At 66.5% G+C, this 25,466-nt stretch carries 23 protein-coding genes; 12 read left to right on the top strand and 11 right to left on the bottom strand.

What is annotated here, in order from left to right; genetic code table 11:
* The first annotated feature begins 89 nt into the window (after window positions 1-89).
* On the top strand, window positions 90-1,055 hold the full coding sequence (locus U4Y91_RS18985) for a LysR family transcriptional regulator (protein WP_415750480.1): 966 nt from the start codon (window positions 90-92) through the stop codon (window positions 1,053-1,055).
* 17 nt (window positions 1,056-1,072) lie between these two features.
* Entirely contained in the window at window positions 1,073-1,882 is an 810-nt protein-coding gene (gene hutG, locus U4Y91_RS18980; protein ID WP_321806336.1) for an N-formylglutamate deformylase, read from the top strand.
* Window positions 1,883-2,094: 212 nt separating this feature from the next.
* Here hutG and U4Y91_RS18975 read toward each other — a convergent pair whose 3' ends face one another.
* The gene (locus U4Y91_RS18975) at window positions 2,095-2,697 is read right to left on the bottom strand and encodes a helix-turn-helix domain-containing protein (protein ID WP_124488097.1); all 603 of its coding nucleotides are present in this window, start codon (window positions 2,695-2,697) and stop codon (window positions 2,095-2,097) included.
* Between the two features lie 250 nt (window positions 2,698-2,947).
* Between U4Y91_RS18975 and glnT the strand changes: the two genes are divergently transcribed.
* The 5 genes from glnT to U4Y91_RS18950 all read left to right on the top strand — a co-directional run bounded on the left by glnT (window position 2,948) and on the right by U4Y91_RS18950 (window position 8,906).
* On the top strand, window positions 2,948-4,336 hold the full coding sequence (glnT, locus tag U4Y91_RS18970; protein ID WP_321806335.1) for a type III glutamate--ammonia ligase: 1,389 nt from the start codon (window positions 2,948-2,950) through the stop codon (window positions 4,334-4,336).
* A 12-nt stretch (window positions 4,337-4,348) separates the two neighbouring features.
* On the top strand, window positions 4,349-5,257 hold the full coding sequence (locus U4Y91_RS18965; RefSeq protein WP_321806334.1) for an amidophosphoribosyltransferase: 909 nt from the start codon (window positions 4,349-4,351) through the stop codon (window positions 5,255-5,257).
* Window positions 5,245-5,934, top strand: coding sequence for a protein glxC (locus tag U4Y91_RS18960; RefSeq protein ID WP_193093122.1), 690 nt, complete (start codon window positions 5,245-5,247; stop codon window positions 5,932-5,934). The genes U4Y91_RS18965 and U4Y91_RS18960 overlap by 13 nt, the downstream gene beginning before the upstream one ends.
* A 25-nt stretch (window positions 5,935-5,959) precedes the next feature.
* Window positions 5,960-7,321, top strand: a complete 1,362-nt coding sequence (locus U4Y91_RS18955; RefSeq protein ID WP_034191060.1) for an FMN-binding glutamate synthase family protein — start codon at window positions 5,960-5,962, stop codon at window positions 7,319-7,321.
* Between the two features lie 187 nt (window positions 7,322-7,508).
* Window positions 7,509-8,906, top strand: a complete 1,398-nt coding sequence (locus U4Y91_RS18950) for an ammonium transporter (RefSeq protein ID WP_321806333.1) — start codon at window positions 7,509-7,511, stop codon at window positions 8,904-8,906.
* Window positions 8,907-9,103: 197 nt separating this feature from the next.
* Here the strand turns inward: U4Y91_RS18950 and U4Y91_RS18945 are convergent, their stop codons facing one another.
* On the bottom strand, window positions 9,104-9,409 hold the full coding sequence (locus tag U4Y91_RS18945) for a hypothetical protein (RefSeq protein WP_321806332.1): 306 nt from the start codon (window positions 9,407-9,409) through the stop codon (window positions 9,104-9,106).
* 322 nt (window positions 9,410-9,731) lie between these two features.
* Between U4Y91_RS18945 and U4Y91_RS18940 the strand changes: the two genes are divergently transcribed.
* Window positions 9,732-10,679, top strand: coding sequence for an SDR family oxidoreductase (locus tag U4Y91_RS18940; RefSeq protein ID WP_321806331.1), 948 nt, complete (start codon window positions 9,732-9,734; stop codon window positions 10,677-10,679).
* Between the two features lie 51 nt (window positions 10,680-10,730).
* On the opposite strand, the gene U4Y91_RS18935 is transcribed toward U4Y91_RS18940, so the two are convergent.
* The 8 genes from U4Y91_RS18935 to U4Y91_RS18900 all read right to left on the bottom strand — a co-directional run bounded on the left by U4Y91_RS18935 (window position 10,731) and on the right by U4Y91_RS18900 (window position 20,214).
* The gene (locus tag U4Y91_RS18935) at window positions 10,731-13,079 is read right to left on the bottom strand and encodes a DUF1989 domain-containing protein (RefSeq protein WP_321806330.1); all 2,349 of its coding nucleotides are present in this window, start codon (window positions 13,077-13,079) and stop codon (window positions 10,731-10,733) included.
* A gap of 113 nt (window positions 13,080-13,192) precedes the next feature.
* Window positions 13,193-14,563, bottom strand: coding sequence for an NAD(P)/FAD-dependent oxidoreductase (locus U4Y91_RS18930; protein WP_321806329.1), 1,371 nt, complete (start codon window positions 14,561-14,563; stop codon window positions 13,193-13,195).
* 73 nt (window positions 14,564-14,636) lie between these two features.
* The gene (locus U4Y91_RS18925; protein WP_321806328.1) at window positions 14,637-15,503 is read right to left on the bottom strand and encodes a bifunctional methylenetetrahydrofolate dehydrogenase/methenyltetrahydrofolate cyclohydrolase FolD; all 867 of its coding nucleotides are present in this window, start codon (window positions 15,501-15,503) and stop codon (window positions 14,637-14,639) included.
* Complete coding sequence (purU, locus tag U4Y91_RS18920) at window positions 15,500-16,357, bottom strand: formyltetrahydrofolate deformylase (protein WP_321806327.1); 858 nt, start codon at window positions 16,355-16,357, stop codon at window positions 15,500-15,502. Before purU ends, U4Y91_RS18925 begins: the two co-directional genes overlap by 4 nt.
* A gap of 83 nt (window positions 16,358-16,440) precedes the next feature.
* Entirely contained in the window at window positions 16,441-17,571 is a 1,131-nt protein-coding gene (locus U4Y91_RS18915) for an aminomethyltransferase family protein (RefSeq protein ID WP_321806326.1), read from the bottom strand.
* A 48-nt stretch (window positions 17,572-17,619) separates the two neighbouring features.
* A complete protein-coding gene (locus tag U4Y91_RS18910; RefSeq protein ID WP_321806325.1) occupies window positions 17,620-18,636 on the bottom strand; it encodes a DUF3445 domain-containing protein in 1,017 nt (338 codons plus the stop codon).
* A gap of 10 nt (window positions 18,637-18,646) precedes the next feature.
* Window positions 18,647-19,582, bottom strand: coding sequence for a PDR/VanB family oxidoreductase (locus U4Y91_RS18905; RefSeq protein ID WP_321806324.1), 936 nt, complete (start codon window positions 19,580-19,582; stop codon window positions 18,647-18,649).
* Window positions 19,579-20,214 carry a dimethylamine monooxygenase subunit DmmA family protein gene (locus U4Y91_RS18900; RefSeq protein WP_321806323.1) on the bottom strand — a complete coding sequence of 212 codons (636 nt, stop codon included), beginning with the start codon at window positions 20,212-20,214 and terminating at the stop codon, window positions 19,579-19,581. Before U4Y91_RS18900 ends, U4Y91_RS18905 begins: the two co-directional genes overlap by 4 nt.
* Before the next feature lie 224 nt (window positions 20,215-20,438).
* Between U4Y91_RS18900 and U4Y91_RS18895 the strand changes: the two genes are divergently transcribed.
* The 3 genes from U4Y91_RS18895 to U4Y91_RS18885 are packed head-to-tail and all read left to right on the top strand — an operon-like array spanning window position 20,439 to window position 22,962.
* Complete coding sequence (locus U4Y91_RS18895; protein ID WP_321806322.1) at window positions 20,439-21,530, top strand: sensor histidine kinase; 1,092 nt, start codon at window positions 20,439-20,441, stop codon at window positions 21,528-21,530.
* A complete protein-coding gene (locus U4Y91_RS18890) occupies window positions 21,530-22,183 on the top strand; it encodes a response regulator (RefSeq protein WP_321806321.1) in 654 nt (217 codons plus the stop codon). The genes U4Y91_RS18895 and U4Y91_RS18890 overlap by 1 nt, the downstream gene beginning before the upstream one ends.
* A 17-nt stretch (window positions 22,184-22,200) precedes the next feature.
* Complete coding sequence (locus U4Y91_RS18885) at window positions 22,201-22,962, top strand: PAS domain-containing protein (RefSeq protein WP_321806320.1); 762 nt, start codon at window positions 22,201-22,203, stop codon at window positions 22,960-22,962.
* 116 nt (window positions 22,963-23,078) lie between these two features.
* Here U4Y91_RS18885 and U4Y91_RS18880 read toward each other — a convergent pair whose 3' ends face one another.
* Window positions 23,079-24,767, bottom strand: coding sequence for an APC family permease (locus U4Y91_RS18880; protein WP_321806319.1), 1,689 nt, complete (start codon window positions 24,765-24,767; stop codon window positions 23,079-23,081).
* 350 nt (window positions 24,768-25,117) lie between these two features.
* Between U4Y91_RS18880 and U4Y91_RS18875 the strand changes: the two genes are divergently transcribed.
* On the top strand, window positions 25,118-25,465 hold the full coding sequence (locus U4Y91_RS18875; protein ID WP_321806318.1) for a hypothetical protein: 348 nt from the start codon (window positions 25,118-25,120) through the stop codon (window positions 25,463-25,465).
* Window position 25,466: the final 1 nt, after the last annotated feature.

Raw genomic sequence — 25,466 nt, 5'->3', positions numbered from 1 at the left:
GAAGTGCTCATCCTGCGTCCGGGCGGGCCGAATCGGCGCACCATTCGTTCCGTCTTGCCGGAATGGACGCCGCCGCCACTGGAGCCGCTATGCGACGCACCCTATCGCCCATCGACCTGCGTGCCCTGCAGGCCTTCGTCGCCGTGTGCGAGACCGGTTCGATGACCGCCGCGGCCAGGCGGATCGGTGTCAGCCAGAGCGCGATCAGCCAGGCGATTTCCGCCCTCGAGCGCGAACAGGGGACGGTGCTGTTCGATCGGGACAGCCGCCCGCCGCGCCCCAATATCGCCGGCCGGGCATTGCTGGAACTGGCCGGCCCGCTGCTCGAGCATGCGCAGATGGTCAGCACGCGCGTCGGCGATGCGTCGGACGCGGGGCGGGTGCCCGTGCGGCTCGGCTGCGTCGATTCGTTCGCGGCGACGGTCGGCCCGGAACTGATTCGAGCGGTGTCGGGCACGTCGCGGCAGATTTCGATGTGGTCCGGGATCACGCCGGGTTTGAGCAAGCAATTGCATGACCGGGAGATCGACGTCGCCGTATGTACGCAGACCACGCTCAGCGATGCGCGTATCGTCGAGGTCCCGTTGTTCTCCGAAGCATTCGTCGCGGTCGTCGCGCGCGCGCATCTGGCCGGGCGTCCGCAGGCCGACTGGCGAACGCTGGCCGCCGAATTGCCGTTGATCCGTTACACCGCACGTTCCGTGATCGGCCAGCAGGTCGAGCGATTTGCGCGCCATCTCGGCATCGACTGCCCGAGGCGCTTCGAATTCGACGCGACGGATCCGCTGCTGAGCCTGGTTGCCGCCCGGCTCGGCTTCGCGATCTCGACGCCGCTGTGCCTGTGGCAGGCGCGCCATTACCTCGGCGACGTCGTGGTCGTGCCGTTGCCGGCCGGCCGGCTCGGCCGGCGCGATTTCTTTCTCCTGCACCGACAGGGCGAGTGGGAGGACTTCGTCACGGAGATCATCGAGCTGACGCGCGGCGTGCTCGACCATTCGATCCGGCCGGCGCTCGCGCGCGCCGTGCCGCAGTTACCCGAAGATGCATTGCTTTGATTCGTACGGAGTGCTCGATGAGTGACCTATACATGCTGCAACGCGGCGATGCGCCGCTGCTGATTTCGATTCCGCACCTGGGAACGGCGATACCCGCGCCGTTGCGCGATGCGTACACCGACCGCGCGCTGACACTCGCCGATACCGACTGGCACCTCGACCGACTGTACGCGTTCGCGACCACGCTCGGCGCGACGATCCTCGGTGCGACGGTTTCGCGTTACGTGATCGACCTCAATCGTCCGTCGGACGACGAGAGCCTGTACCCCGGCCAGACGACGACGGGCTTGTGTCCGACCGAAACGTTTCGGGGCGAGCCCGTCTATCGCGAAGGATGCGAACCGGATGCGGCGGAGAAAGGTCGCCGGGTCGACGCATACTGGCAGCCGTATCACATGGCGCTGGCGGCCGAGCTGGCGCGGCTGCGCGAGCGTCACGGGCACGTGCTGCTATGGGAAGCGCACTCGATCGCGAGCATGCTGCCGCGGCTGTTCGACGGCAAGCTGCCCGACCTGAACATCGGCACGCAGGACGGCAGGACCGTCGCGCCGTCCGTGCAGGCCGCGGTCGAGCGCGAGGCTGCGGCAAGCCCGTTCACGTGGATCGCCAACGGTCGCTTCAAGGGCGGCTTCATCACCCGCTCGTCCGGCCGGCCGTCGCACGGCGTGCACGCGATCCAGCTGGAGATGTGCCAGTCGACCTACATGGACGAAGCCTTCCCGTTCGCCTACGACACCGAACGCGCGGCCCGCGTGCAGCCGACCGTGCGCCGGATGATCTGCGCGGCGCTGGATGCGCTGGCGGCGCTGCCGCGGTTCGCAGCATAAGGAACGCTGATACATCTTCGTAATCAGGGTTCCCGTATCAGTGCGGCGTTGCACCGAAGTTGGCGTGGCGCTGCACCCGTAGCACGCAGGGGGCGGGTTCTCACCCGGTGACGCATGGCTGCCATCCCGCTCGAAGTGTTTATTCATGGGAATCTTTGATTCCTGTAGATAAACCTGGCACGAGGCTTGCGTTATCTCTCGCGACGGGACGGTCATTCGTCGGCAGGGGGGCCGTAGACGAAGATCGACAGGAACTGGATCGGGGTCTTGATCAGGCGTTCCGGGCCGTGCGGTACGTCGGCGCGGAACGTCAGGGTGTCGCCCGGATGCAGGATGTAGGTCTGCTGACCGTGCCGGTATTCGATCACGCCCTTGAGCATGTGGATGAACTCGGTGCCGGGATGCTCGAAGACGGGAAAGCGTTCCGCCTGGTCCTCCATCGTGATCAGGAACGGCTCGAAGGTTTTGCGCGGGCCCTGGTCGTAGGCGAGCAGATGGTAGGTGTGGCCGCTTTTCGTGCCTTTACGGACGACTTCCATGCCGGCGCCCTTCTTCACGAGCTGGGCGCCGCCCTGCGGGACGTCGAAGTTGCGGAACAGCACGGCCATGGAGACGCCGAGCGCCTGGGCAATGCGGTGGAGTACGTCGAGACCGGTCGAGGTCTGTGCGTTTTCGATCTTCGACAGCATGCCGCGGCTGATGCCGGCCTGTTCGGCGACCTGGGCGATGGTCAGCCCATGGCTCTGGCGAAGCTCGCGGATGGTCGACCCGAGATAGCGTTCGAGCGGGGTCTTGCTGTCGTCAGCGGTATGCATCGTCGACCTCGGCAAAAGGGGCAAGGGTAGCAGATTGCGGCGTGCGCGCCGGCACGGTCGGGACCGCCCGGCTTGCGCGCCGCAAGTTTCATATGGGGAATTATTGTTTCACAACAATAAATCACTCCGCATGCAGAAGGCGTGGTCGCAGCGTACCGGACGCGGTGCTTGCCCATGTCGCGCAATTGAGCCGCTCGCCAGTCGGGCGGATTCCGCAAACCAGTGAACGACGCAGTTGCAAGGAGAGACGATGAACCTGAACGATGCGAGCCCGTTGCCAGTCAACGCGCTCGGAAGCGTACCCCGCTTCGATTCGGTGGACGAAGCGCAGACATACCTTGCGCAACACGGTGTGAAGTATGTGCTCGCGCAATTCGTCGACATTCACGGCGTGGCCAAGGCGAAGTCGGTGCCGGTCGCGCATCTGGGCAGCGTGCTGACCGCGGGCGCGGGTTTCGCGGGCTTTGCGATCTGGGGTGTCGGCATCGAGCCGAACGGGCCGGACTACATGGCGGTCGGCGATCTCGCGACGCTGACGCCGGTGCCGTGGCAGTCCGGGCTGGCGCGCATCGCGTGCGACGGTCATGTCGACGGCGTACCGTGGGCGTTCGATTCACGCGTGACGCTGAAGAAGCAGGTGGCCCGCCTGACCGAGCGCGGATGGACGCTTTTTACCGGCCTCGAGCCCGAATTTTCGCTGCTGAAGCGCTCCGCGTCGGGCACGCTCGAGCCTTGCGATCCGAGCGATACGCTGGCGAAGCCCTGCTACGACTACAAGGGGCTGTCCCGCACGCGCGTGTTCCTGGAAAAGCTCACCGAATCGCTGCGCGCGGTCGGCATCGACGTCTACCAGATCGACCACGAGGATGCGAACGGGCAGTTCGAGATCAACTACACGTATACCGATTGCCTGACGTCGTGCGATCACTACGTGTTCTTCAAGATGGCCGCGTCGGAAATCGCGAACGAGCTCGGGATGATCTGTTCGTTCATGCCGAAACCGTTCGCGAACCGCCCGGGCAACGGCATGCACATGCACATGTCGATCGGCGACGGCAAGCGCAACCTGTTCGCCGACGACGACGATACGCTCGGCATGGGCCTGTCGACACTCGGCTACCGCTTCACGGCGGGCCTGCTCGCGCATGCGCCCGCGCTGGCGGCGCTCTGCAACCCGACGGTGAACTCGTACAAGCGCCTCGTCGTCGGGCGCTCGCTGACCGGCGCGACCTGGGCGCCGGCCTACATCAGCTACGGCGACAACAATCGCTCGACCATGGTGCGGATGCCGGGCGGTCGGATCGAACTGCGTCTGCCGGACGGCGCATGCAACCCGTATCTCGCGACGGCGGCCGTGATCGCCGCCGGGCTCGACGGCATCGACCGCGACCTGTCGCCGGGCGCGCCCGCGAACGAGAACCTGTACGAGTGGCCCGCGCAGAAACTCCGCGACCACGGCATCGGCGTGCTGCCGCAAAACCTCGGCGAGGCGCTCGACGCGCTCGAAGCCGACCGGACGATCTGCGATGCGCTCGGGCCGGTGGTCAACGAGTTCATCAAGCTCAAGCGAATGGAGTGGCTGGAATACATGCGCCACGTATCGGACTGGGAAATCAAGCAGTACGTCGAATTTTTCTGAGGAGCAGGCAACATGTGTGGAATCGTAGGATTGCTGGTCAAGACACCGGCGTTGCGCGACCGGCTCGGCGAACTGATGGTGCCGATGCTGATCGGCATGACCGAACGCGGCCCGGATTCGGCCGGTCTCGCGGTGTTCGGCGACGCGGTCGAGCCGAACCAGCGCAAGCTGAGCCTGTACTCGGGCTTTACCGATGAAGGCGAGCATTTTCCGTGGGACGTGCTGCTCGATCGGCTGAAAGCGTCCGTCGACGCCGCGGTGCGTGTCGATGCGAAGGGAAACCACGCAGTGCTGACCGTCCACGCGCAGGCCGACACGGTCAGGCACTGGCTGAACGAGCATTACCCGCGCGTGTACCTGCTGTCGGCCGGGCGCTCGATCGACCTGTACAAGGACATCGGCCTGCCCGCGGACATCGCCGCGCGTTACGCGTTCGGCGGCCTCAAGGGCTCACACCTGGTCGGCCATACGCGGATGGCGACCGAGTCCGCGGTGACGCCGGATCGCGCACATCCGTTTACGGCCGGCGAGGACTTCTGCCTGGTCCACAACGGCTCGCTGTCGAACCCTTACGGCGTGCGCCGGATGCTGGAGCCGAAGGGCATTCACTTCGATACCGACAACGACACGGAGGCGGCGTGCCGCTTCCTCGAATGGCGACTGCGCGAGGGCGACACGCTGCCGGTGGCACTGCAGAAGGGCTTCGAGGAGCTCGACGGCTTCTACACGTTCCTGATGGGGACGCCCACCGAGCTGGCGCTGATTCGCGACCCGTTCGCATGCAAGCCGGCCGTCGTTGCCGAGAACGACGACTACGTCGCGATCGCGTCGGAGTTCCGCTCGCTCGCGCATCTGCCGGACATCAGGAACGCCAAGGTATTCGAACCCGCACCCGAGGAGATGTACGTATGGAACGCATGACATTCGACTTGGACAGCGCAACCGTCCGGGACGTCAACCAGTACCTGCACGGCAGCGCGGACGTGCTCGACGGGCAGGCGATCGTCGTGGCCTCGCCGAACGGCGCGCACAACATCGCGGTCGGCGTGGATGCCGACGTGACCGTGACGATCGATGGCCACGCCGGCTATTACGCCGGCGGCATGAACCAGCGCGCGACGATCGTCATCGAGGGCAGCGCCGGGACCGGCGTCGCGGAAAACATGATGAGCGGCAAGGTGCACGTGAAGGGTTTCGCGTCGAACGGCGCGGGTGCCTCCGCGCACGGCGGGCTGCTCGTGATCGACGGCGATGCCGGGTTGCGTTGCGGCATCTCGCTGAAGGGCGGCGACATCGTCGTCGGCGGGTCGGTCGGCAGCTTCTCCGCATTCATGGCCCAGGCGGGCCGGATGGTGATCTGCGGCGACGCGGGCGACGCACTCGGTGATTCGCTGTACGAAGCAGTGCTCTACGTGAAGGGTGAAGTGAAGTCGCTCGGCGCGGACGCGCAGTTCGAGCCGATGGCCGACGCCGACTTCAGTGCCGTCGCGGCGCTGCTCGATGCGGCCGGCCTCGACCACGATCCGCGCGCGTTCAGGCGCATCGCTTCGGCCCGCACGCTCTACCACTGGAACGCCGACGCGAACCAGGAATATTGAATCCACGCTCCATCGAGGCAACGCCATGGAAGTCAAACCCATTCATTTCGCCCGCTTGCAGCAGGAAGAGTCGTACGGCTACGACCGCAAGACGATCGACTACATCCACACGGCCGCCCAACGCGGCCTGTACGAGATTCGCGGCCTCGGGGCGAAGCGTCACGTACCGCACTTCGACGATCTGCTGTTCCTCGGTGCTTCGCTGTCGCGCTACCCGCTCGAAGGCTATCGCGAGAAATGCACGACGCAGACCGTGCTCGGCACGCGCTTCGCGAAGAAGCCCGTCGTGCTCGACATCCCGATCACCGTGGCCGGGATGAGCTTCGGCGCGCTGTCGGCGAACGTCAAGGAAGCGCTCGGCCGCGCGGCGACGGCGGCCGGCACGTCGACGACGACCGGCGACGGCGGGATGACGCAGGAGGAGCGCCGTTCGTCGAAGACGCTCGTCTACCAGTGCCTGCCGTCGCGCTACGGCTTCAATCCCGACGACGTGCGCCGCGCCGATGCGATCGAGGTCGTGATCGGGCAGGGTGCGAAGCCGGGCGGCGGCGGCATGCTGCTCGGCCAGAAGGTCAATCCGCGCGTGGCGTCGATGCGCACGCTGCCGGCGGGCGTCGACCAGCGCTCGGCGAGCCGCCATCCGGACTGGACCGGCCCGGACGATCTCGCGATCAAGATCCAGGAACTGCGCGAGATCACGGACTGGGAAAAGCCGATCTACGTGAAGGTCGGGGCAACGCGCACGTTCAATGACGTGAAGCTCGCGGTGCATGCGGGCGCGGATGTCGTCGTGGTCGACGGGATGCAGGGCGGCACGGCGGCAACCCAGACCTGCTTCATCGAGAACGTGGGCATTCCGACGCTGGCGGCGGTCCGTCAGGCCGTCGCCGCGCTCGAGGACCTGAACATGAAGGGGCAGGTTCAACTGATCGTGTCGGGCGGCATTCGCACCGGTGCGGACGTCGCCAAGGCGCTCGCGCTCGGCGCGGATGCCGTCGCGATCGGCCAGGGGGTGCTGATGGCGCTCGGCTGCAACAGCGAATCGTACTTCCAGGACGGCATGCTGCATTCGGCTGCGGCAGATTACGCGGCGCTGCATACGTCGCCGGGTTTCTGCCACCACTGTCATACCGGCAAGTGTCCGGTGGGTGTGACGACGCAGGACGCGGTCCTCGAAAAGCGTCTCGAGCCGGAAGAGGGCGCGCGTCGTGTGCGCAATTACCTGAAGACGCTGAACATGGAGCTGACCACCATCGCGCGCGCATGCGGCAAGCAGAACGTTCATCACCTGGAGCCGGAAGATCTCGTCGCGCTGACGGTCGAGGCGGCCGCGATGGCGCGCGTGCCGCTGGCCGGCACGTCGTGGATTCCCGGCGAGCGGTCATGACCGCGGTGTGACGGTGCGCGACATGGCGCCGCGCAGTAGCGGGCGGCGTCATGTCGTCGGTCGCTTCAGACGCCGCGACCCGCTCGGTGCCGCCGTGCGGTGTCGCGGTCATTCCCGATTTTGCTGGTTCGTCATCGGTTATCGCGTGCATCGCGAGGCGGTGCATGCCCTGGTTCGAGGAAACGACATGAAAAAGACGATTGGCTGGATTCTGTGCGCGTGGCTCGCGTTGCTGGCGCTGCCCGGGTTCGCGGACGACAAGGTGGCGGCGGTGCCGGTGCCGAACAAGGGCGACACGGCGTGGATGATCGTCGCGACGCTGCTCGTCGTGATGATGGCGGCACCCGGGCTCGGCCTTTTCTACGGCGGAATGGTGCGGGCGAAGAACATGCTGTCGATCCTGATGCAGACGCTCGTGGTGTTCTGCCTGCTCGGCGTTCTGTGGGCGGTATACGGTTACAGCATCGCGTTCACCGAAGGCAACGCGTTCTTCGGCGGGCTCTCGAAGGCGTTCCTGGTCGGCATCACGCCGGATTCGACTGCCGCGACCTTCAGCAAGGGCGTCGTCATTCCGGAGTTCATCTACGTGTCGTTCCAGCTGACGTTCGCCGCGATCACGCCCGCGCTGATCGTGGGGGGCATCGCCGAACGCGCGAAATTCTCCGCGGTGCTGGCGTTCATGGTGTTGTGGTTCACCTTCTCGTACCTGCCGATTGCGCACATGGTCTGGTACTGGGCGGGCCCGGACGCTTATACGAGCGCCGCGGCGGCCGACAAGGCCGGCGCGACGGCCGGCTTCTTGTTCCAGAAGGGCGCGATCGATTTCGCAGGCGGCACCGTGGTGCATATCAATGCAGGCATCGCGGCGCTGGTCGGCGCGATCATGATCGGCAAGCGGGCAGGGTTCGGCAGGGAGACGATGGCGCCGCACAATCTGACGATGACGATGATCGGCGGCTCGCTGCTGTGGGTCGGCTGGTTCGGATTCAATGTGGGCTCCGCGCTCGAGGCAAGCGGCGCGGCCACGCTCGCATTCGTCACGACGCTTTTGGCAACCTGTGCGGCGACGGTGTCGTGGACCTTCGTCGAATGGTCGCTGAAGAAGAAGCCGTCCATGCTCGGCGCGGTGTCCGGCGCGATCGCGGGGCTGGTCGTGATCACCCCGGCATGTGGATTCGTCGGGCCGATGGGCGCGATCGCGATGGGGTTGATCGCGGGTATCGTCTGCTATTGGGGCGTCAACGGGCTCAAGCGCCTGCTCGGCGTCGACGATTCGCTCGACGTATTCGGGGTCCACTGCATCGGCGGCATCGCGGGTGCGTTGCTCACCGGCGTATTCGCGTCGCCGTCGCTGGGCGGCACCGGGATCTACGACTACGTGGGGAACAAGGTCGCCGACTACCACATCGGCGAGCAACTGATTGCGCAGTGCTGGGGCGTCGGGACGTCGCTCGTGTGGTCGGCGGTCGTGTCGGTTGCGGCATTCAAGCTCGTCGACATGACGATCGGTCTGCGTGTCGACGGTGAGCGCGAACGTGAGGGTCTCGACGTCAGTTCGCACGGGGAGACGGCTTACCATTCGTGACGATCGGCGTAGCCGCAAACGCGCATTGTGCGCCGGTTCGCCGCCCCTATCGGGGGCGGCTGAACTGCATCGGTTGTAAAGCGGGGCGGCGAGATTGATTAAGGGAGCGCATCGACGGATGACTGAATCCGGCAGCAATTCGTCGTTCATATCTCTGCCCGACGAACGCTTCGATTGCCGGCGCTCCAGTGCGGAAGTTACTTGCCGTGCTCCTCCCATACCTTCGACCATGAACGAATCGCCTGCAGATTCGTGCGGATATCACGTAGTACGCCGTCGGCACCCTCGGGATGAAATTGATGTCTGCGAACGCTGTAGAAGTCCTGGGCGAGGCTCCTGATGTTACCTACCCTGTCGGCGCAGTAGCCGCAGCGAGCGCGAATGCGACCATGCAGAAGCTCAAGTTGTTCCAAGGCCGAAGGATTTGGCGCAGCGAGATCGTTTTCGCGAAAAATTGCTTCTATCTCGGCTGCGACGTCGCGAATGATTTCAGATGTCTTCATGGAAAACTTTATCCATAACACCGTGGGCGATAGCGATGTCAGATAGGTGCAAATGGGATTTAACAAATTATAACGTTTCGGTCGCGCCATTTTCTTGTTTTTCAAAAATAAATCAACAGTGGTACAAGTTTTCGTGGGCACTCCCGGTGGCGTCTAATGCGAGTTATTTGGCGCGCTTTGATAATGATTAAGCGCAATGCAAATCACATAATGAAGTAATGTGAATTTATGAAAACCCGCGCCATGGGGCATTTCATCGGCAAGCGAGTCGTCATTGCCGGTGGTCCCGGTGGCTTCAGCGTCGGCGCGGCCAGGTGTGGTATTGAACCTGACAATGGGAGAGCAGGTGATGGACCCGATAACCGCGTTGGGCTTTTCCCGACGCAGCACCGCGGAGCAGGTCACCGAGGGCCTGGATCTCTCCGGCCGGACGATCCTGATCACGGGTTGTAATTCTGGAATCGGTCTTGAAACGACGCGGGTTTTGGCAATGCGCGGCGCCCGCATCATTGCGGTCGCGAGGGATGAGGACAAGGCGCGCGCCGCCCTGGCAATCGCCGATGCCGCGGATGGCATGGCCGTTGGAGCCGAACTGACCGATCTCGCTTCCGTCGCCCGCGCCGCCGACCGCATTCTCGCGTGCGGCATCACCCTCGATGCCATCATCACCAATGCCGCGATAATGGCGCTGCCAACGCTGGAGACGGTGAACGGCGTGGAAAAGCAGTTCTTCGTCAACCATGTCGCCCATCATCTGCTGGTGACGCGGTTGCTGCCTTCAATCAACCGCTCGCGCCCGGGCCGGATCGTCATTGTGGGCAGTCATTCCCATAATTTTGCGCCAGGCGGGAAAGGCATTGATTTCGACAATCTCGATGGTAGCAAGGGCTATCGCGGCTTTCCGTTCTATGGCCAGGCGAAGCTCGCCAACATCCTGTTCGCGAACGAGCTTTCACGCAGAGTGGCTAATGTCGGAATCACTGCAAACGCACTCCATCCGGGACTGATCGGCGCCACGGGCCTGCATCGGCATATGCGCGGGCCATTCAACTGGATCGTCTCGGCTGCGATGCTGTTCGGCAAAACGGTGCCGCAGGGCGCGGCGACAACTTGCCTGCTGGCCGCGCATCCTGCGCTGAACGGCGTCACCGGCCGTTATTTCGCAGATTGCCGTCCGGCCAAATCCTCAGCCTTTGCCCAGGACACCGATCTCGCCCGGCGCCTCTGGGACCGCACCGAGGCAATCATCGCGTCCCACGGAATGACCTGATCCCGAACGCTTCAGTTGCCTGAAGGTGCGTGCAAGAGGCAATCGCATCCGCTAGCTGCGCACGCGCGCCTTCTCCGGATCGTAGAAGACCGGGGCGGTCACCCGCGCGTCGATGCGCTTCTGCTGGCCGTCGAGCTTGCCGACGTGGAGCACGTTGCCCGGCTCGGTGTGGTGCACGTCGATTCGCGCGAGCGCGATGCTCCTGCCGAGGATCGGCGAGCGCATGCCGCTCGTGACGACGCCGACCTGTGCCCGCCCGTTGTGCACGCAATCGCCGTGATGGGCCGGTTCGTTGCCGGCGAGTTCCAGCCCGACGAGCCGGCGGTGCGGATGCACGCTGCGGCGAAGCAGCGCATCGCGCCCGACGAAGTCGTCGGTCTTCGTCGCGAGCGGAACGCTGAAGCCGATGCCGGCCTCGAACGGATCGGTTTCGTCGGTGAATTCGTATCCGGCGAACACGAGCCCGGCTTCGATCCGCAACAGGTCGAGCGCGTCGAGACCGAGCGGCACGAGTCCGTGCGGCTGGCCCGCCGCCCAGATCGCGTCCCATACGGCTTGCGCGCCGCGCGGATGGCACCAGACCTCATAGCCGAGCTCGCCGGTGTAGCCGGTCCTGCTGACGATGACGGGGCAGCCGTCGTCGTTGCCGAGGCGGCCGATCAGGAAGCGGAACCAGCCGAGGCTGTCGAGCGACGGCTGGGTCGCGGGCGTGCGGATCAGTGCGCGCAGAATCTCGCGGCTGCGCGGCCCCTGCAGCGCGACATTGTGGATCTGGTCGGACGACGACTTGACCCATGCCTTCATGCCGAGCTTGTTCGCCTGCTCCCGCAGCCAGATGCCCGCGAAATCGTCGCCGCAGATCCAGCGGAACGTGTCGGGACCGAGCCGCATCAGCGTGCCGTCGTCGAGCATTCCGCCGTGCGGATGGCACATCGCCGAGTAGACGACCTGGCCGACCGCGAGCCTGCGCACGTCGCGCGTCAGGCAGTATTGCAACAGGGCCTCGGCGTCGGGGCCGGTGACGTCGAACTTGCGCAACGCGGACAGGTCGACGATCGCCGCGCGCTCGCGGCAGCCGTAGTATTCGTCGATCGCGCCGTAGCCGTCGAACCGCGCCGGCAGGTGCCAGCCGCGGTAGTCGGCAAAGTGGCGCGTGAGCGCCGACGTGCGGGCGTGGAAGCCCGACTGGCGCGTCAGCACGGGCGGGGCGTCGGGGGTGGGTCTGATGGCGGTGGACATGGTGAAGCGCGCCTCGCTCGAATAGGTTCGGATCCGGATGTCGGTCGGTTGCCACGCGTTCGCGGGGTCGATGTCGTCGGGGCACGACGTGCTGACGCACAGCAGCGGCTTCAGCGCGCGCAGCAGTACGTAGTCGCCCGGGCGCGACCACGGCTCGTCGATCGTCATCTGGCCGTGCGCGTCGATCGCCGTGTTGAAGAAGAAATTGATCGCCGGCCAGCCGGGACGCGCGGCGACGCCGTATTCGGCGAGCGCCGCACTGATGTTGTCGCTGCAGTTCGCATGGCCCGGGTAACCCTGCGTGTCGTAATAGCGCGCGGTGCACGCGAGCGCGAACGTGTCGTGCCGGCCGACGGTATCGTGCACGACTTCGAGCATCGGCTGCATGAGCTGATCGAAAAACCGCGAGTACAGACCGGGCACGGGATACGCATGGCCGTTCAGCGTGCGGGTGACGGTCGGATCGAGACCGACTTCCCGGTGACGGCCGAGCGCGTCGAGATCGAATGCGACGAAATCGGAGCATTGCCTGCCGTCGACGTCGACGATCTGCAGGTACTCGCCGGCCGCAACCGTATACGCGACGGCCGTTCCCGGACGGATGACGAAATCCGCGAGCGGCTCGGCGAGCGGCACGCTCGTCTGCGTGGCAGCGGACGGGCCCGCGCGAACGACGGACAGCTGAAGCTCCGTTGCCGGCTGGCCGACCCGGTCCACGGGCACGGGGCCGCCGGGCGCCGCGACGATCGCGACGAGCGGCTCCGGCGCGACGAACGTGCGCATGGTGCCGGCGCGGGTGTCGCCGGACCAGAGGACGGCGCCGTCGGGCAACGGCTTGCCCGTCAGCCCGTGCCGTTCGAACAGGGTGGCGAGATCGGTTTGTGCCGCGGACCCGCCGTTCAGGCATTCGGCGATGAAGCGCGCGCTGTCGTCGGGCGTCAGGTCGAGCGCGGCCAGCGCACTGCCGCCGTCGCGCACGCGCAATGCGAGCAGCTCGGCGCGTTGCCGGCCTTCGACGTCGATCACCTGCAGCGTATCGCCGGCATCGAGCTTGACGGCGGCGAGCCCCGCACCGGCGACGCGATGGCGTTCGCGGCCGGACGCATGGGTGGACAACGCGGGTTCGTGCGGCCGCGACACGGTCGGTGGGCGAATGAGCATGAACGTTCCTTGAATGAATGGACGGGCGCGGGCCGCGATGCGCGCGGCCGCGAACGGCACGGCGGGCGTCGCGGCACCCGGTTGGATGACGCGACAGCGCAATGCCGCGAAGGTCAGCCAGCGCGAACGCGCGGCTCGGGCGCACGCTCGCCGAGGTAAGCGTCCATCGAATCGTCGAGCGCGTCGAGCCACGGCGTGTGATGCGGCGGCGACTGGGTGCCGGTCATCAGCGAGCGATAGGATTTGTCGCGATAGCCCATGATGTTCTCGTGCTTGTCGTGTTTCCACGCGAGAAACGTGCGATTGACGCCGGCGATGTCGAAGCTCGGATAGTCGGTCGCATCGATCAGGTCCTGGATATAGCTGCCCTGATACTCGAACATCTGCTGGTTGGTGACCAGCGTTTCCTCGCGCGCGCGCCACGCGAGACTGTCGGCGTGCATCGCGTCGAAACCGGGCAGCGCGATGCGGCCGAGGATGACGTCGCGTGCGTACCAGGCTTGCGCGTCGAACATGTTGAACGAGTACCAGAGGTCCTGCATGCCGAGATAGATCAGTTTCGGATTGCGTTCCCAGAAGATGCCCTTGTACAGGTCGAGCGGCCAAAGCCGGTTGTTCGTCTTCAGGCGCAGGCTGTCGGGCAGGAACGGGAAATGGTGCTGGTATCCGGTGCAGAGGATGATCGCGTCGATCTTCTTGCTGCTGCCGTCGGCGAAAAACGCGACGTTGCCGCGCACGCGCTCGAGCAACGGCTTTTCCTCCCAGTTCGCCGGCCAGTGATAACCCATCGGCGCCGTGCGATAGCAGCTCGTGATGCTGCGCGCGCCATACTTGTAGCATTGCGAACCGATGTCCTCGGCCGAATAGCTGCTGCCGACGAGCAGGATGTCCTTGTCCTTGAATTCGAGCGCGTCGCGAAAGTCGTGCGCGTGCAGGATGCGTCCGCCGAAGCTGTCGAAGCCGGGGAAGCTCGGCATGTTCGGGGCCGAGAAATGGCCGCACGCGTTCACGACGTAGTCGAAGTCTTCCGCGTACACGACGTCCTTGTCGAGATCGTGCACGGTCACCGTGAAGCGGCCGCTCGCGTCGTCGAACGCAACCTGGCGCACGACGGTGCCGAAGCGGATGTCCTTGCGCACGCCGGCCTTCTCGACGCGTCCCTTGATGTAGTCCCACAGCACTTCGCGCGGCGGATACGACGCGATCGGCTTGCCGAAGTGTTCCTCGAACGTGTAGTCGGCGAACTCCAGGCATTCCTTCGGGCCGTTCGACCACAGATAGCGGTACATGCTGCCGTGGACCGGCTCGCCATGTTCGTCGGTGCCGGTGCGCCACGTGTAGTTCCACATGCCGCCCCAGTCGCGCTGCTTCTCGAAGCAGACGAGCTGGGGGATGTCTGCGCCCTTCGCCTGGGCCGACTGGAAGGCGCGAAGCTGGGCCATGCCGGACGGGCCCGCACCGATGATTGCAACACGTTGTGTCATCGCGTTCTACCTCGTTGGAAGTGGTTAGCCGTGGTTCGGCGAACGGCGCGTGCCGTTCGTGCGCGGACGCGGGTCACGTCGCGCGCTGCCGCCGCGCCGCGAGCGCGGTGTTCTTCATCAGGAAGGCGATCGTCAGCGGACCGACGCCGCCCGGCACCGGCGTCAACGCGCTGGCGACGCGCGCCACGCTGTCGTGGTCGACATCGCCGACCAGCCGCGTCGCGCCGCCGGATTCGATGCGGTTGATGCCGACATCCACGACGACCGCGCCCGGCTTGATCCAGTCCGCATCGACGAGCCCCGGCTTGCCGGCTGCCGCGACGACGATGTCCGCCTGGCGGCACAGTTCGGCGGCGTTCGCGCTGCGCGAGTGGACGGTCGTCACCGAGCAGTCGGACTGGAGCAGCAGCGCGGCCATCGGCTTGCCGACGATGTTCGAGCGCCCGACGACGACTGCATGCTTGCCGCGCAAGTCGCCGACGATCTCCCGCAGCAGATGCATGCAGCCCGACGGCGTGCACGGCACGAGCGCGTCCTGGCCGAGCGCGAGCCCGCCGACGTTGTCGCGATGGAAGCCGTCGACGTCCTTGCGCGGATCGATCGCGTCGATCACGGCCGCGGCGTCGAGCGGCGCGGGCAGCGGCATCTGCACGAGAATCCCGTGGACATCGGGGTCGGCGTTCAGCTCGGCGACGAGCGCGAGCAGGGCGGATGCGGCGGTGTCGGTGGGCAGCCGATGCTCGATCGAACGGATGCCGACCTGCTGCGCGCGCAGCATCTTGTTGCGCACGTAGACGTGGCTCGCCGGGTCATCGCCGACGAGCACGACCGCGAGGCCGGGCAGCACGCCGTCGCCGCGCAGCCGCGCGACGTCGTGCCGGACGGATTCCAGCAGCGCGTCGGCGATCGCCTTGCCGTCGATGATCGTCGCGCCGCTCATCGGAAGATCACCGTGCGGTTCTGGTTCAGGAACACGCGGTGCTCGGTGTGATACTTGACCGCACGCGACAGCGCGACCGTCTCGGTGTCGCGTCCGATCGCGACGAGATCGGACGGCTGCAGCACGTGGTCGACGCGCTGCACCTCCTGCTCGATGATCGGCCCTTCGTCGAGGTCGGACGTCACGTAGTGGGCGGTCGCGCCGATCAGCTTCACGCCGCGCTCGAACGCCTGGTGGTACGGCTTCGCGCCCTTGAACCCCGGCAGGAACGAGTGGTGGATATTGATCGCGCGGCCGGCGAGCCGCTCGCACAGGTCGTTCGACAGGATCTGCATGTAGCGGGCCAGCACGACGAGTTCGGTGCCGGTTTCGTCGACGATGCGCATCAGTTCCGCCTCCTGCCGCGTTCGGGTGTCCGGCGTGATCGGCAGGTAGATGAAGCGGATGCCCTCGCGTTCGGCCATCGGCCGCAGATCCAGATGGTTCGACACGACCGCCGTGATCTGCATGCGCAGCTCGCCCTTGCGGAAGCGGTACAGCAGGTCGGACAGGCAGTGGTCGAACTTGCTGACCATCAGCAGCACCTTCATCGGTTCGCCGGCGCTTTTCAGTTGCCACTGCATCGAGAAATCCCGGGCGACGCTCGCGAAATCGCGCTGCAGGTGCTCGACGTTGCCGTTCGCGCCGGTGTTGAAGCGGAACACGGCGCGCATGAAGAACGTGCCGCTGACCTCGTCGTCGTATTGCGCCAGCTCGCCGATGTAGCAGTTCGACGCGGCGAGATGAGCGGTGACGGCAGCCACGATGCCGGACGTGGCCGGGCAGCTGATCGTCAGGATGTAGTTCGGATTCACGTCGTGTGTCCTCGAAACGGATCGGAATGCGGGAAAGGCCGGCCGTCGCCGGTCATGTACGGTCATGCATGGTCGTCAACGCGTCAGCCGACGGCGGTGCGCTTTTTCTTGTCGGGATCGTCGAACGGCAACAGCGCGGTGGTCGCGCGCGTCTCGACGCTGCCCTTCACCACGAGCGGCACGCCCGCACGGGCATGCCGGACGTCGAGGCGGGCGAGCGCGAGCGAGCGCCCCGTCAGCCGCGAATACATCGCGCACGTGATCACGCCGGCCGCCTTGCCGTCGTGCCACAGCGTGTCGCCGGCCTGCGCGGCCTTCGCGGCCTCGAGCTCGACGCCGAAGATCCGGAACCGCTCCTTGCCGGCGAGCCGGAAGTGCTCGGCCGCGCCGCAGAATTCGGTCTTGCCGGGCGACACCGTGAAATCGAGGCCGAGTTCCCACAGCGTGTCGCCGGCGCGCTCGTCGGCAAACGGGTACATCTCGGAGTTGTCGTACGGATAGAACAGCAGGTAGCTCTCGACGCGCAGCCAGTCGAGCGCGGTGAATGCGCAGGGGACGATGCCCATCGCCCGGCCCTTGTCGAGGATCGTGTCCCAGATGAACGGCGCGTCGGCGGCCTTGCAGAAGATCTCGTAGCCGCGCTCGCCGGTGTAGCCGGTGCGCGAGATCATCGCCGGCCGGCCGAACAGGCGCGTCTGCACATGGTGGAAGTACGGCAGGTTGCGGATGTCCGGCACGTATTCGGCAAGGAAGTCGACCGCGACCGGCCCCTGCAGCGACAGGTCGTACAGGTCGTCGTCGAACAGCACGGCGACCTGCCGGCCGTACGCGGAGCGCACGAGGCGCTCGTACCCCGCGCCCGCGCCGTGGACGACCATGAACGCGTTGGGGCCGGTGCGGTAGACGATGCAGTCGTCGATGAACTTGCCGCTCTCGTCGAGCAGCGTCGCGTACACCGACTTGCCGGGATACAGCTTGCCGATGTCGCGCGTCGTCGCCCAGTTCAGCAGGCTTTCGGCGTGCGGACCGACGTAGTGCACCTTCTTCAGCCCCGATACGTCCATCAGGCCGGCGCGGGTGCGAATGGCCTCGTGGTGATCGGCGAGATCGGTCGCATAGGTCCATGCGGTGCCCATGCCGTTCCAGTCCTCGAGATTCGAGCCGAGTGCGCGATGCCGGTCCGCGAGGGCGGAGATGCGCCAGGAGTTCGCCATCTTGAATGCTCCAAACGAAAGTGAAGGTCGATTACGGAAAACGCCGGGTCAGGCGTCGACGTCGAACCGGCTGAGCCACTCGACGAGCGTGTGCCGGTAGCGGGTCATGCCCTTGTATTCGGCGATCGGGTCGGGCAGGTCGCGCAGCACGCGGTGCAGCCGGCGCGCCCACACCGGGTTGCCGACGAGGTCGGCCATGCTGCACAGGTAGGTGCGGATGCCGAACATCAGCGCATTGCTGCGCGGCAACCGCGCCATCAATTGCAGCTCGACGCGCAGGTGCACGGCCTCGCCGACGTTGTCGGGCGTCACGCGCCCGCGGTCCGCGCCCCACTGGTGATAGGTCTCGGGCGACGTGTCGAGGCGCGGATGAATGGTCAGCGTCCAGTTCAGGCGGCGCACGGGGTGGTCTGCCTGCACGCCGAGCAGGTATTTCAGCGCGCGGTCGAATACGCCCGCCTGGTGCGCGAGCGGCACCGGTGCGTGCCATTGTTTGAAGCTCATTCCCGCATCGAACGCGAGCGACCAGTCGGCCGGGCCGGTGACGACGCCGGCGTCCATGTACAGGTCGCCGTCGCGCTGGTCGAGCAGCGCGATGTCGCCTTGCGTCTGCCGCATGACGTATTCGAGCGGGCCGTACGGCAGCGTGCGCGCGTCGCCGAACACGAAGGCCTGGTCGAGGTCGAGCGCGTGGTTCCGCCAGTGCCAGCGATCGCCGTCGCGCTCGAGCGCGAACCACGCCGGATAGTCGTGCGCGAGATGCGTCATGATCATCTCCAGCGTGTCCCAGCACGCGGTCTCCATGTGCGGCATCACGATCGCGCGGCGCGGGTCGGCGTCGAGCACGCGTGCGCGTTCGGCGATCTCGGAACGGTAGTGCTCGTCGATGTCGAAGTGGTGCGCGTAGACCGAGCCGGGATCGCGCGGCGTCGCGGGCTCGAGGTTGACCGAATACATGTACCGGTCCTCGGGGAACGGAAACGGGAAGCGCGCGATCGCCGCCGGGCTGTTGCGGAACGAGAAGTCGTCGCGATAGGTTTGCGCGGGCTTGATGAATACGCTCATGGCTCGGATCTCACAGGTCGAGGGTCAATGCGGCGCCGCACGCGCGCGATACGCAGGGCATCAGATGGGTGGCGCGCGCGTCGGCGTCCAGGAACGCATCGCGATGCTCGACTGCACCGTCGAGATAGCGCGTCGCGCACTGGCCGCATGCGCCGCCGCGGCACAGATTCGGCACGTCGATGCCGGCCGATTCGAGCGCCTCGAGCAGGCTTTGCTCGGCGCCGACCGCGATGCGGCGGCCGCTGCGGCGCAGGTCGACCGCGAACGGCTGGCCCGGCGCCGGCGCCACGAATGCTTCCCAGTGCACGCGGCCGGCCGGCCAGCCGAGCGCGGCGGCCGCGGCGCGCACCGCGTCCAGCAGGTTTGCGGGGCCGCACACGTAGACGTGCGTGCCGAGCGGCTGCTTTTGCAGCATCGCGATCGCGTCGAAGCGTGCGTGCACGCCGTCATAGCCGTGAAAACGCGCGCCGAGCCGCGCATCGAGCGATGCGCGATAGGCATCCGTCAGGCCCGCGCGGTACGCATAGTGCAACTCGTGGCTCGCTTGCCGGCGCTCGAGTTCCGCGAGATGCGCGATGAACGGCGTGATGCCGATGCCGCCCGCGACGAGAACGTGATGGCGCGCGGTGGCGTTCAACGCGAACAGGTTCGCCGGTGCGGTGATGCGCAGGCGCGCGCCGGGTTCCAGACGGTCGTGCACGAACGCGGAACCGCCGCGTGACGACGCGTGACGGCGCACGGCGATCCGGTAGAGGTTCCGTTCGGCCGGATCGCCCGCCAGCGAATAGGCGTTGCGATAGGTGCGGCCGCCGTCGTTCAGCACGACTTGCACGTGGCTGCCGGACGAGAAGGCCGGAAGGGGGCCGTCGAGCGCCGTCAGCGCCAGTTCGCGCACGACGGGCGTGAGCATGCGGGCTTCGGCCACGCGAACGTCGAGCAGGCTCATGCGCGGTCTCCCGCGCAGGGCCGGTCGGCATCCGCGCAGACGCCGAGATAGGCGCCGAGCCGCGCGGAGAAATGCTGGCGGACACTCAGGCGGACGTCGCATGACGGGCAGGTGACCTCATCGGGCTCGTCATGCCCGTCGTGCCCCTCGCGCCCGTCGTGCGCATGCGCGGTCCCGCAATGCACGCAGTACACGGTGCGCCGCGTGCCGGACACGGCCGCGGCCACCTCCTCCGGCAGCAGGCCGGCCGCCTGCGCGATACGCCGAATGTGCCAGACGAACGTCTCGTCGCCGCACACATAAAGACGCACGCCGACCGTGCTTTCATCCAGCCTGCGCCGCACGTCGTCTTCGAGCGTGTCGAGCGACGCGTGAAACACGGTCGGCAGGCCGGTTGCCTGCAGCTTGCCGAGCGTGACGAGCAGCGCGCTGCCCGGCAGCCCGGCGAGCGTGTTGACGAACGTCGGCAGCGCGTGGAGCGCGTCGCCTTGCGCGACCACGAGATGCGAGCGGGCCTCGGCGCAGGGCTGCAACGGCGCATAGTGCGGCAAACTCGGCGGCACGAACGGCGTGTGCGCCGGTTGCGGTTGCCGGCTGCGGCTGCCGGCTGCGAACGGTTCAATTGAGTGCATCGATCGGCTCCCAAAATGGGGCGTTTGCATCATGAATGGGCGTACGCTCGGCGACGGTCGTGACGTCACGTTTGCGTTCCTGTTGTTCAACATAGTTTCTTGCCAGTAATTGCCGTTCAATCCTGAAGAGGAGGTATGCCCTAAGAGGTAGCGCGCCGGAACGGCGCCGAAAGGCATGGAACTTGCGTCGTGGTTCGATCCTGGTTTGTCCGTGCCGAACGACCGTGACTCCTGACGACAGCCTGACCGACCGATGCATGCCGCCCGCCGGCGGCGCGTCGTTGCCGACGCGCTTGCGTGACGCGCTGCTCGCGTTTCTGGCCGGATACGTCAATGGCGCGCCGCGCCACGCGGCGTTTCATGCGTTCTTCACGGGGCTCGCGCGCGAATTGCCGGACGCGCGGATCGTGCTCGCGCTCGATGGCGGCGCGGGCTACGAATCCGCGCCGGACACGCTGGTGCGATGCACGCAGGGGCATCGCTGCAAGCTGCGGCACGCGGCAAGCGACGGCGCATGCGAACTGTGTCCGGACTGCGTCGGGCAGGGTCACGGGCGCGCGGTGCGCGCGCTCGGCGACGCGATGCTGGTGCTGGACCTCGCGCTGCCGGCAGCGCCGACGCTGCTGACGGACCTCGACATCGTCGCGGGCACGATCCGCGCGGCGCTGATGCGTCGCGCGCCCGCCGACGCGCACGGGCGCGACGCGACGAACCCGTCGGAGGCGCTGACACGCGAGTTGCACGACTCGGTCGCGCAGCAACTGGGCTTCATGTCGTTCCTGGTCGCTCGCCTGCAGCAACAGGACACGACCGGCAACCCGCTGTTGGCCGAACTGCGCACGATGACGACACGCCTGCAGCGCCAGGTGCGCGAGCTCATCACCAGCGCGCGGCTGACGCTCGACGGGCGCTCGCTGCAGCAGGCGCTGGCCGAGTCGGTCGCGGAGTTCTCGCGCCGCTGCGATGTGGTGTTCGAGCTCGACAATCGCGTGCCCGACCTGCGGATCGATCCGCGCATCGCGCTGCATATCCTGCAGATCGTCCGTGAAGCGCTGTCGAACGTCGTGCGTCATGCGCAGGCCGGGCATGCGTGGATCACGCTGCGCACCGACGGTGACGGTTTGCAGGTAGCCGTCGTCGACGACGGAATCGGGCTCAGCGAGGGATCGGCCGACCTGAACCACTACGGCCTCGACATCTTGCGCGAACGCGCGGCGGCGATCGGCGGACGCATCGCGATCGACGGCGGCGCCTGCCGCGGGACGCGCGTGATACTTGTCGTGCCGGACGGCGCGACATTCGGAGAGACATCCTGATGGAACCGACGACGCTGCTGTTGATCGACGACCACCCGCTGTTTCGCCGCGGCGTGGCCGAATTTTTTGGTGCGACCGGAGAATTTCGCGTGGTCGGCGAATCGTCGAACGGCGCGCAGGGGATTTCGCTCGCGGGCATGCTGCGCCCGGAGCTGGTGCTGATCGATCTGCACATGCCGGGGCTCGGCGGGCTGCAGGTGCTCGACGGGCTCAGGCGCAAGGAAGTCGATTGCGTGAAGGTGCTGCTGACGGCGTCGATGGAGCGCGACGAGCTGCGCGCGGCGGTGCGGCTCGGCGCCGACGGCTACGTGCTGAAGGAGTCGGAGCCGCAAGCGCTGCTCGCCTACGTGCGTAGTTGCATGCGGGGGCTCGTGGTGCTCGACGACGAACTCGCCGACGAAGACGGCGTCGCCGGCGCGCATGCCGACGCGCGGCCGGCCGACCTGACCGCGCGCGAAACCCAGACGCTGACGCTGATCGCCGACGGCATGAGCAACAAGCAGATCGCGCGCGTGCTCGGGATCAGCGAGGGCACGGTGAAGGTCTACGTGAAGAACCTGCTGCGGAAACTGGACGCGCGAACGCGGCTCGAGCTGGCGGCATCGGTGCACCGGCGCGCGATCGGCGCATCGACGCGGGAACGGGTGGCGTGATGAAGGACGGCGCGCTCGTGACTCAGCCTGTTCAGCCGACGCAGCCATCGAGCGGCGCGTTCGACGTGGACGATTGCCCGCTCGCGCTGCTGAAGCTGGACGGCGCGGGACGGATCGCCGGCTTCAACGTCGCGTGGACCGACGCGATGGAACGGCCCGCGGCCGGCCGGCGCTTCGTCGATTACGTGCATCCGGAGGACCGGCACATCTGGAGCGGCATGCTGCAGCGTGCGCGGGCGATCTCGCGCGGCGGTGTCCGCGAGCGTCTGCGCTGCGTGCGTCCGGACGGCGAACTGCGCTGGTTCGAGGTGTCGTTGAAGAGAAATGCCGGCGGATCGTCCGTTGCGCTGTCCGACGTGACGCTCGACCGCCGTCGCGAGACCTCGACGCAGGCGCACCTGAGAAGCGTCGCGGGGCTGCTCGACAGCATTCCGGGCCTCGTCTACCGCGGCCGCAACAACCGGCTGTGGACGATGGAGTACGTGAGCGCCGGATGCGAGGGCTTGACCGGCTATCCGCGGCAGTGGTTTCTCGACGGGCATGCGCATGCATTCGGACAACTGATCGTGCCCGAGGATGCCGATTACGTGTGGACGGGCGTTCAGCAGGCGCTGGCGGTGCGCGGCGTCTTCGATCTGCGGTATCGGATCAGGTGCGCCGACGGACGCATCAAGCCGGTGTGGGAGAACGGCGTCGGGATTTATTCGGCAAGCGGCGAGGTACTGGGCGTCGAGGGCGCGATCTTCGAAGTGCGGCCTGGCGATCGGTCGGGCGCCTGAGCGGCCGACGCATTCGCGCGGCAGGCCGCGCCCGCGCCGGATTGCCGGCGCGAAAGCGCGGCGCCCGGTCGTGAACCGGGCGTCGTTTCGATTCGCACGTAACCGCGACGGCGCGCTTATGGCGCGAACCAGTGCGTCGCAGCGACGACCGCTACGCCGAGCAGCAGCGTCAGGTACGGCAGATAGCCGGCCTTGCGCGGCTGCATGCTGCCGGATAATGCCATGTCCTCCCGCATCTGGTCCGGGAAGCGGCCCTTGTCGGTCACGTAATGCCGCCAGACGAACACCGGCAGGATCAGCGCGGCGAACATGAGGCCCGAGACCAGCGTGCCTTTGCCCCACACGTCGGCGCCGAACCCCATCAGCGCGAGGTTGACGAACGACAGCAGCGTGCCGAGCGCGAGCAGCCAGCGCGGCGCCCTGAACGGGCGCGGCCAGTTCGCGCGGTCGAGGCGGTGGATCCAGGCCGCGTTCAGGTTGAGGAAGTTGAAGATGATGTACCCGACGTTCGACATCGCGAGCACGACGGTGTAGTCGGACATCAGCAGCAGAAACAGGTTGAAGCCGAGATCGGTCCACATCGCGCGGGTCGGCGCGCCGTTCTCGTTCACGTGCGACAGGTACTTCGGCAGCCAGCCGTCGACGGATGCCTGGTACAGCGTGCGCGACGATCCGGCCATCGACGTCATGATCGCGAGCACCAGCGCGAATACCAGCATCGGTTTCAGGATGTACTCGCCCCGGTTGCCGACGTGGACGATCTGCGCCATGGCTTCGGCGACGCCCATGCCGCTGAAGATGCCCGGCGACAGCACGCCGTCGTAGACGGCCGCCTGCGTGACGTTGCCGGCCGCATCCTTCACTTCGGGCGTGACGAGCTGGCCGAGGCCCAGCGCGCCCTGGAACGCGAGCGGGACCATCGTGAAGAACACGATGCACAGCAGGCCGGAATAGACGATGGCCTTGACCGTGTCGCGGCGCGGATCGCGAAATTCGCGCGTGTAGCAGACCGCGGTCTCGAAGCCGTAGGTCGACCACGCGGCGATGAACAGGCCGCCCGCCATCAGTTGCAGGCTCGCCAGATTCCATGTGCCGTCGATGACGCGGCCGGCCGCATCCTTCGCGAGCGGGTAGAGCGGCAGCAGGTGCGACTTGGGCAGGTCGCCGCTCAGGATCGGATAGACGCCGACGAGCAGCAGCGGCAGCAGCGCGGCGATCGCGAGAATCATCTGGAGTTTTGCGGCCTGCAGGATGCCGCGATGCTGGACCGCGAAGGTCGTGAGCAGGATGATCGCGCCGATCACGAAGGTCGCGTTGATGCGCAGCGACAGGCCGCTCGCGAGCCAGCCGAGATCGAGCAGCGTGATTTGCCAGGTGTTGATCGCGGCCGTGGCCGGGAACAGCATGTTCAGCACATAGCCCGCGCCCATGCCCGAACCGATCGCCAGCACCGGCGACCACGCGAACCAGTTGCACCACACGGACAGCGGCGCGAGCAGCTTGCTGTAGCGCACCCACGCGATCGCACCGTACACCGATGCGCCGCCCGACTTGTGCGGAAAGAGTCCTGCAATCTCCGCGTAAGAAAACGCCTGGACGAAGCCGAACAGGATCGAGATCATCCATACGATCCACGACGGCTTGCCGACGGTGGCCGCGATGGAGCCGATCGAGAAGAGCACGAGCGCGGGCACGCCGCTCGCGACCCAGAAGGCGCCGGTCCAGCTTATCTTGCGCTGAAGTCCGGCCGTCTCGCCATGCGCGGCGGGGAAATCCGCCGGTGCGCTGTCAGGGAGGGAACTCATTGGGATCTCCGTCAAGTCAAGTCGGGTTGGGTACGATGCGATCAACGATCGTTGGCCAATAACGCGCAAACAACCCTCATGAAGAGGTACTCCTTCCGAGAGAGAGCCGGCGTCGCACGGCGACGGAGGGGAGATGCCGGCACGCGATCGGGCGCGCATGTGCGGAAATCGCGCAGGCGAGGCGGGGCGCACTTCGTTAGGTTGACGAAGAAAATGGAACGAGCGGGTGGTGTCTGGTGAGTGGTGCGCCGCGACCCGAGCATGGACGGGTCATTCGAAACGTTCGTTGCCCACTCGTCGTCGCCTGTCCGGGTAGTTCCGCCCGCCGCAGCCCGCCGCCGCGCTCCGGCGTGACCCGCACGCTGTTGCGCGCGTTGATCGCGATTTCCTCGTGGTTCGCGTTCGAGACGAACACCGACGACAGCCGGTCGAACGTCAGCTTGCCGTCCGGCTTCGAATACTCGACCGGCGCGCATCAGCGCGGCATCACTGACGGTTGTCTGAATCGTCGCGAGCAGGCCGCGCTCCGCCTCTGCCCGGATTGCTCGTCCCAAGTTGTCGCATCGATTCACTCGCGCTGCAGGGCGGTTGTAAGCAGTCGCGGCGGCATGGCGACACGCGTGCCGACACCCGGGACCCGCCGGGCCTATCATCGCGCCCCACAAAAAAGTCTTGACTATCTATCTACGAATAGATAAA

It is taken from the genome of Burkholderia sp. BCC1993, from assembly GCF_905339865.1.
Classification (GTDB): Bacteria; Pseudomonadota; Gammaproteobacteria; order Burkholderiales; family Burkholderiaceae; genus Burkholderia.
This window is presented reverse-complemented; position numbering and strand designations above follow the sequence as displayed.

What these genes read in the sequence shown, in the direction of transcription:
- U4Y91_RS18945 (WP_321806332.1), bottom strand. Translation starts at nt 9,409, where the DNA reads ATGAAGACATCTGAAATCATTCGCGACGTCGCAGCCGAGATAGAAGCA.
- U4Y91_RS18955 (WP_034191060.1), top strand. Translation starts at nt 5,960, where the DNA reads ATGGAAGTCAAACCCATTCATTTCGCCCGCTTGCAGCAGGAAGAGTCG.
- glnT (WP_321806335.1), top strand. Translation starts at nt 2,948, where the DNA reads ATGAACCTGAACGATGCGAGCCCGTTGCCAGTCAACGCGCTCGGAAGC.
- U4Y91_RS18905 (WP_321806324.1), bottom strand. Translation starts at nt 19,582, where the DNA reads ATGAGCCTGCTCGACGTTCGCGTGGCCGAAGCCCGCATGCTCACGCCC.
- U4Y91_RS18900 (WP_321806323.1), bottom strand. Translation starts at nt 20,214, where the DNA reads ATGCACTCAATTGAACCGTTCGCAGCCGGCAGCCGCAGCCGGCAACCG.
- U4Y91_RS18960 (WP_193093122.1), top strand. Translation starts at nt 5,245, where the DNA reads ATGGAACGCATGACATTCGACTTGGACAGCGCAACCGTCCGGGACGTC.
- U4Y91_RS18965 (WP_321806334.1), top strand. Translation starts at nt 4,349, where the DNA reads ATGTGTGGAATCGTAGGATTGCTGGTCAAGACACCGGCGTTGCGCGAC.
- U4Y91_RS18930 (WP_321806329.1), bottom strand. Translation starts at nt 14,563, where the DNA reads ATGACACAACGTGTTGCAATCATCGGTGCGGGCCCGTCCGGCATGGCC.
- hutG (WP_321806336.1), top strand. Translation starts at nt 1,073, where the DNA reads ATGAGTGACCTATACATGCTGCAACGCGGCGATGCGCCGCTGCTGATT.
- U4Y91_RS18915 (WP_321806326.1), bottom strand. Translation starts at nt 17,571, where the DNA reads ATGGCGAACTCCTGGCGCATCTCCGCCCTCGCGGACCGGCATCGCGCA.
- U4Y91_RS18975 (WP_124488097.1), bottom strand. Translation starts at nt 2,697, where the DNA reads ATGCATACCGCTGACGACAGCAAGACCCCGCTCGAACGCTATCTCGGG.
- U4Y91_RS18910 (WP_321806325.1), bottom strand. Translation starts at nt 18,636, where the DNA reads ATGAGCGTATTCATCAAGCCCGCGCAAACCTATCGCGACGACTTCTCG.
- U4Y91_RS18880 (WP_321806319.1), bottom strand. Translation starts at nt 24,767, where the DNA reads ATGAGTTCCCTCCCTGACAGCGCACCGGCGGATTTCCCCGCCGCGCAT.
- U4Y91_RS18935 (WP_321806330.1), bottom strand. Translation starts at nt 13,079, where the DNA reads ATGCTCATTCGCCCACCGACCGTGTCGCGGCCGCACGAACCCGCGTTG.
- U4Y91_RS18985 (WP_415750480.1), top strand. Translation starts at nt 90, where the DNA reads ATGCGACGCACCCTATCGCCCATCGACCTGCGTGCCCTGCAGGCCTTC.
- U4Y91_RS18950 (WP_321806333.1), top strand. Translation starts at nt 7,509, where the DNA reads ATGAAAAAGACGATTGGCTGGATTCTGTGCGCGTGGCTCGCGTTGCTG.
- U4Y91_RS18890 (WP_321806321.1), top strand. Translation starts at nt 21,530, where the DNA reads ATGGAACCGACGACGCTGCTGTTGATCGACGACCACCCGCTGTTTCGC.
- U4Y91_RS18925 (WP_321806328.1), bottom strand. Translation starts at nt 15,503, where the DNA reads ATGAGCGGCGCGACGATCATCGACGGCAAGGCGATCGCCGACGCGCTG.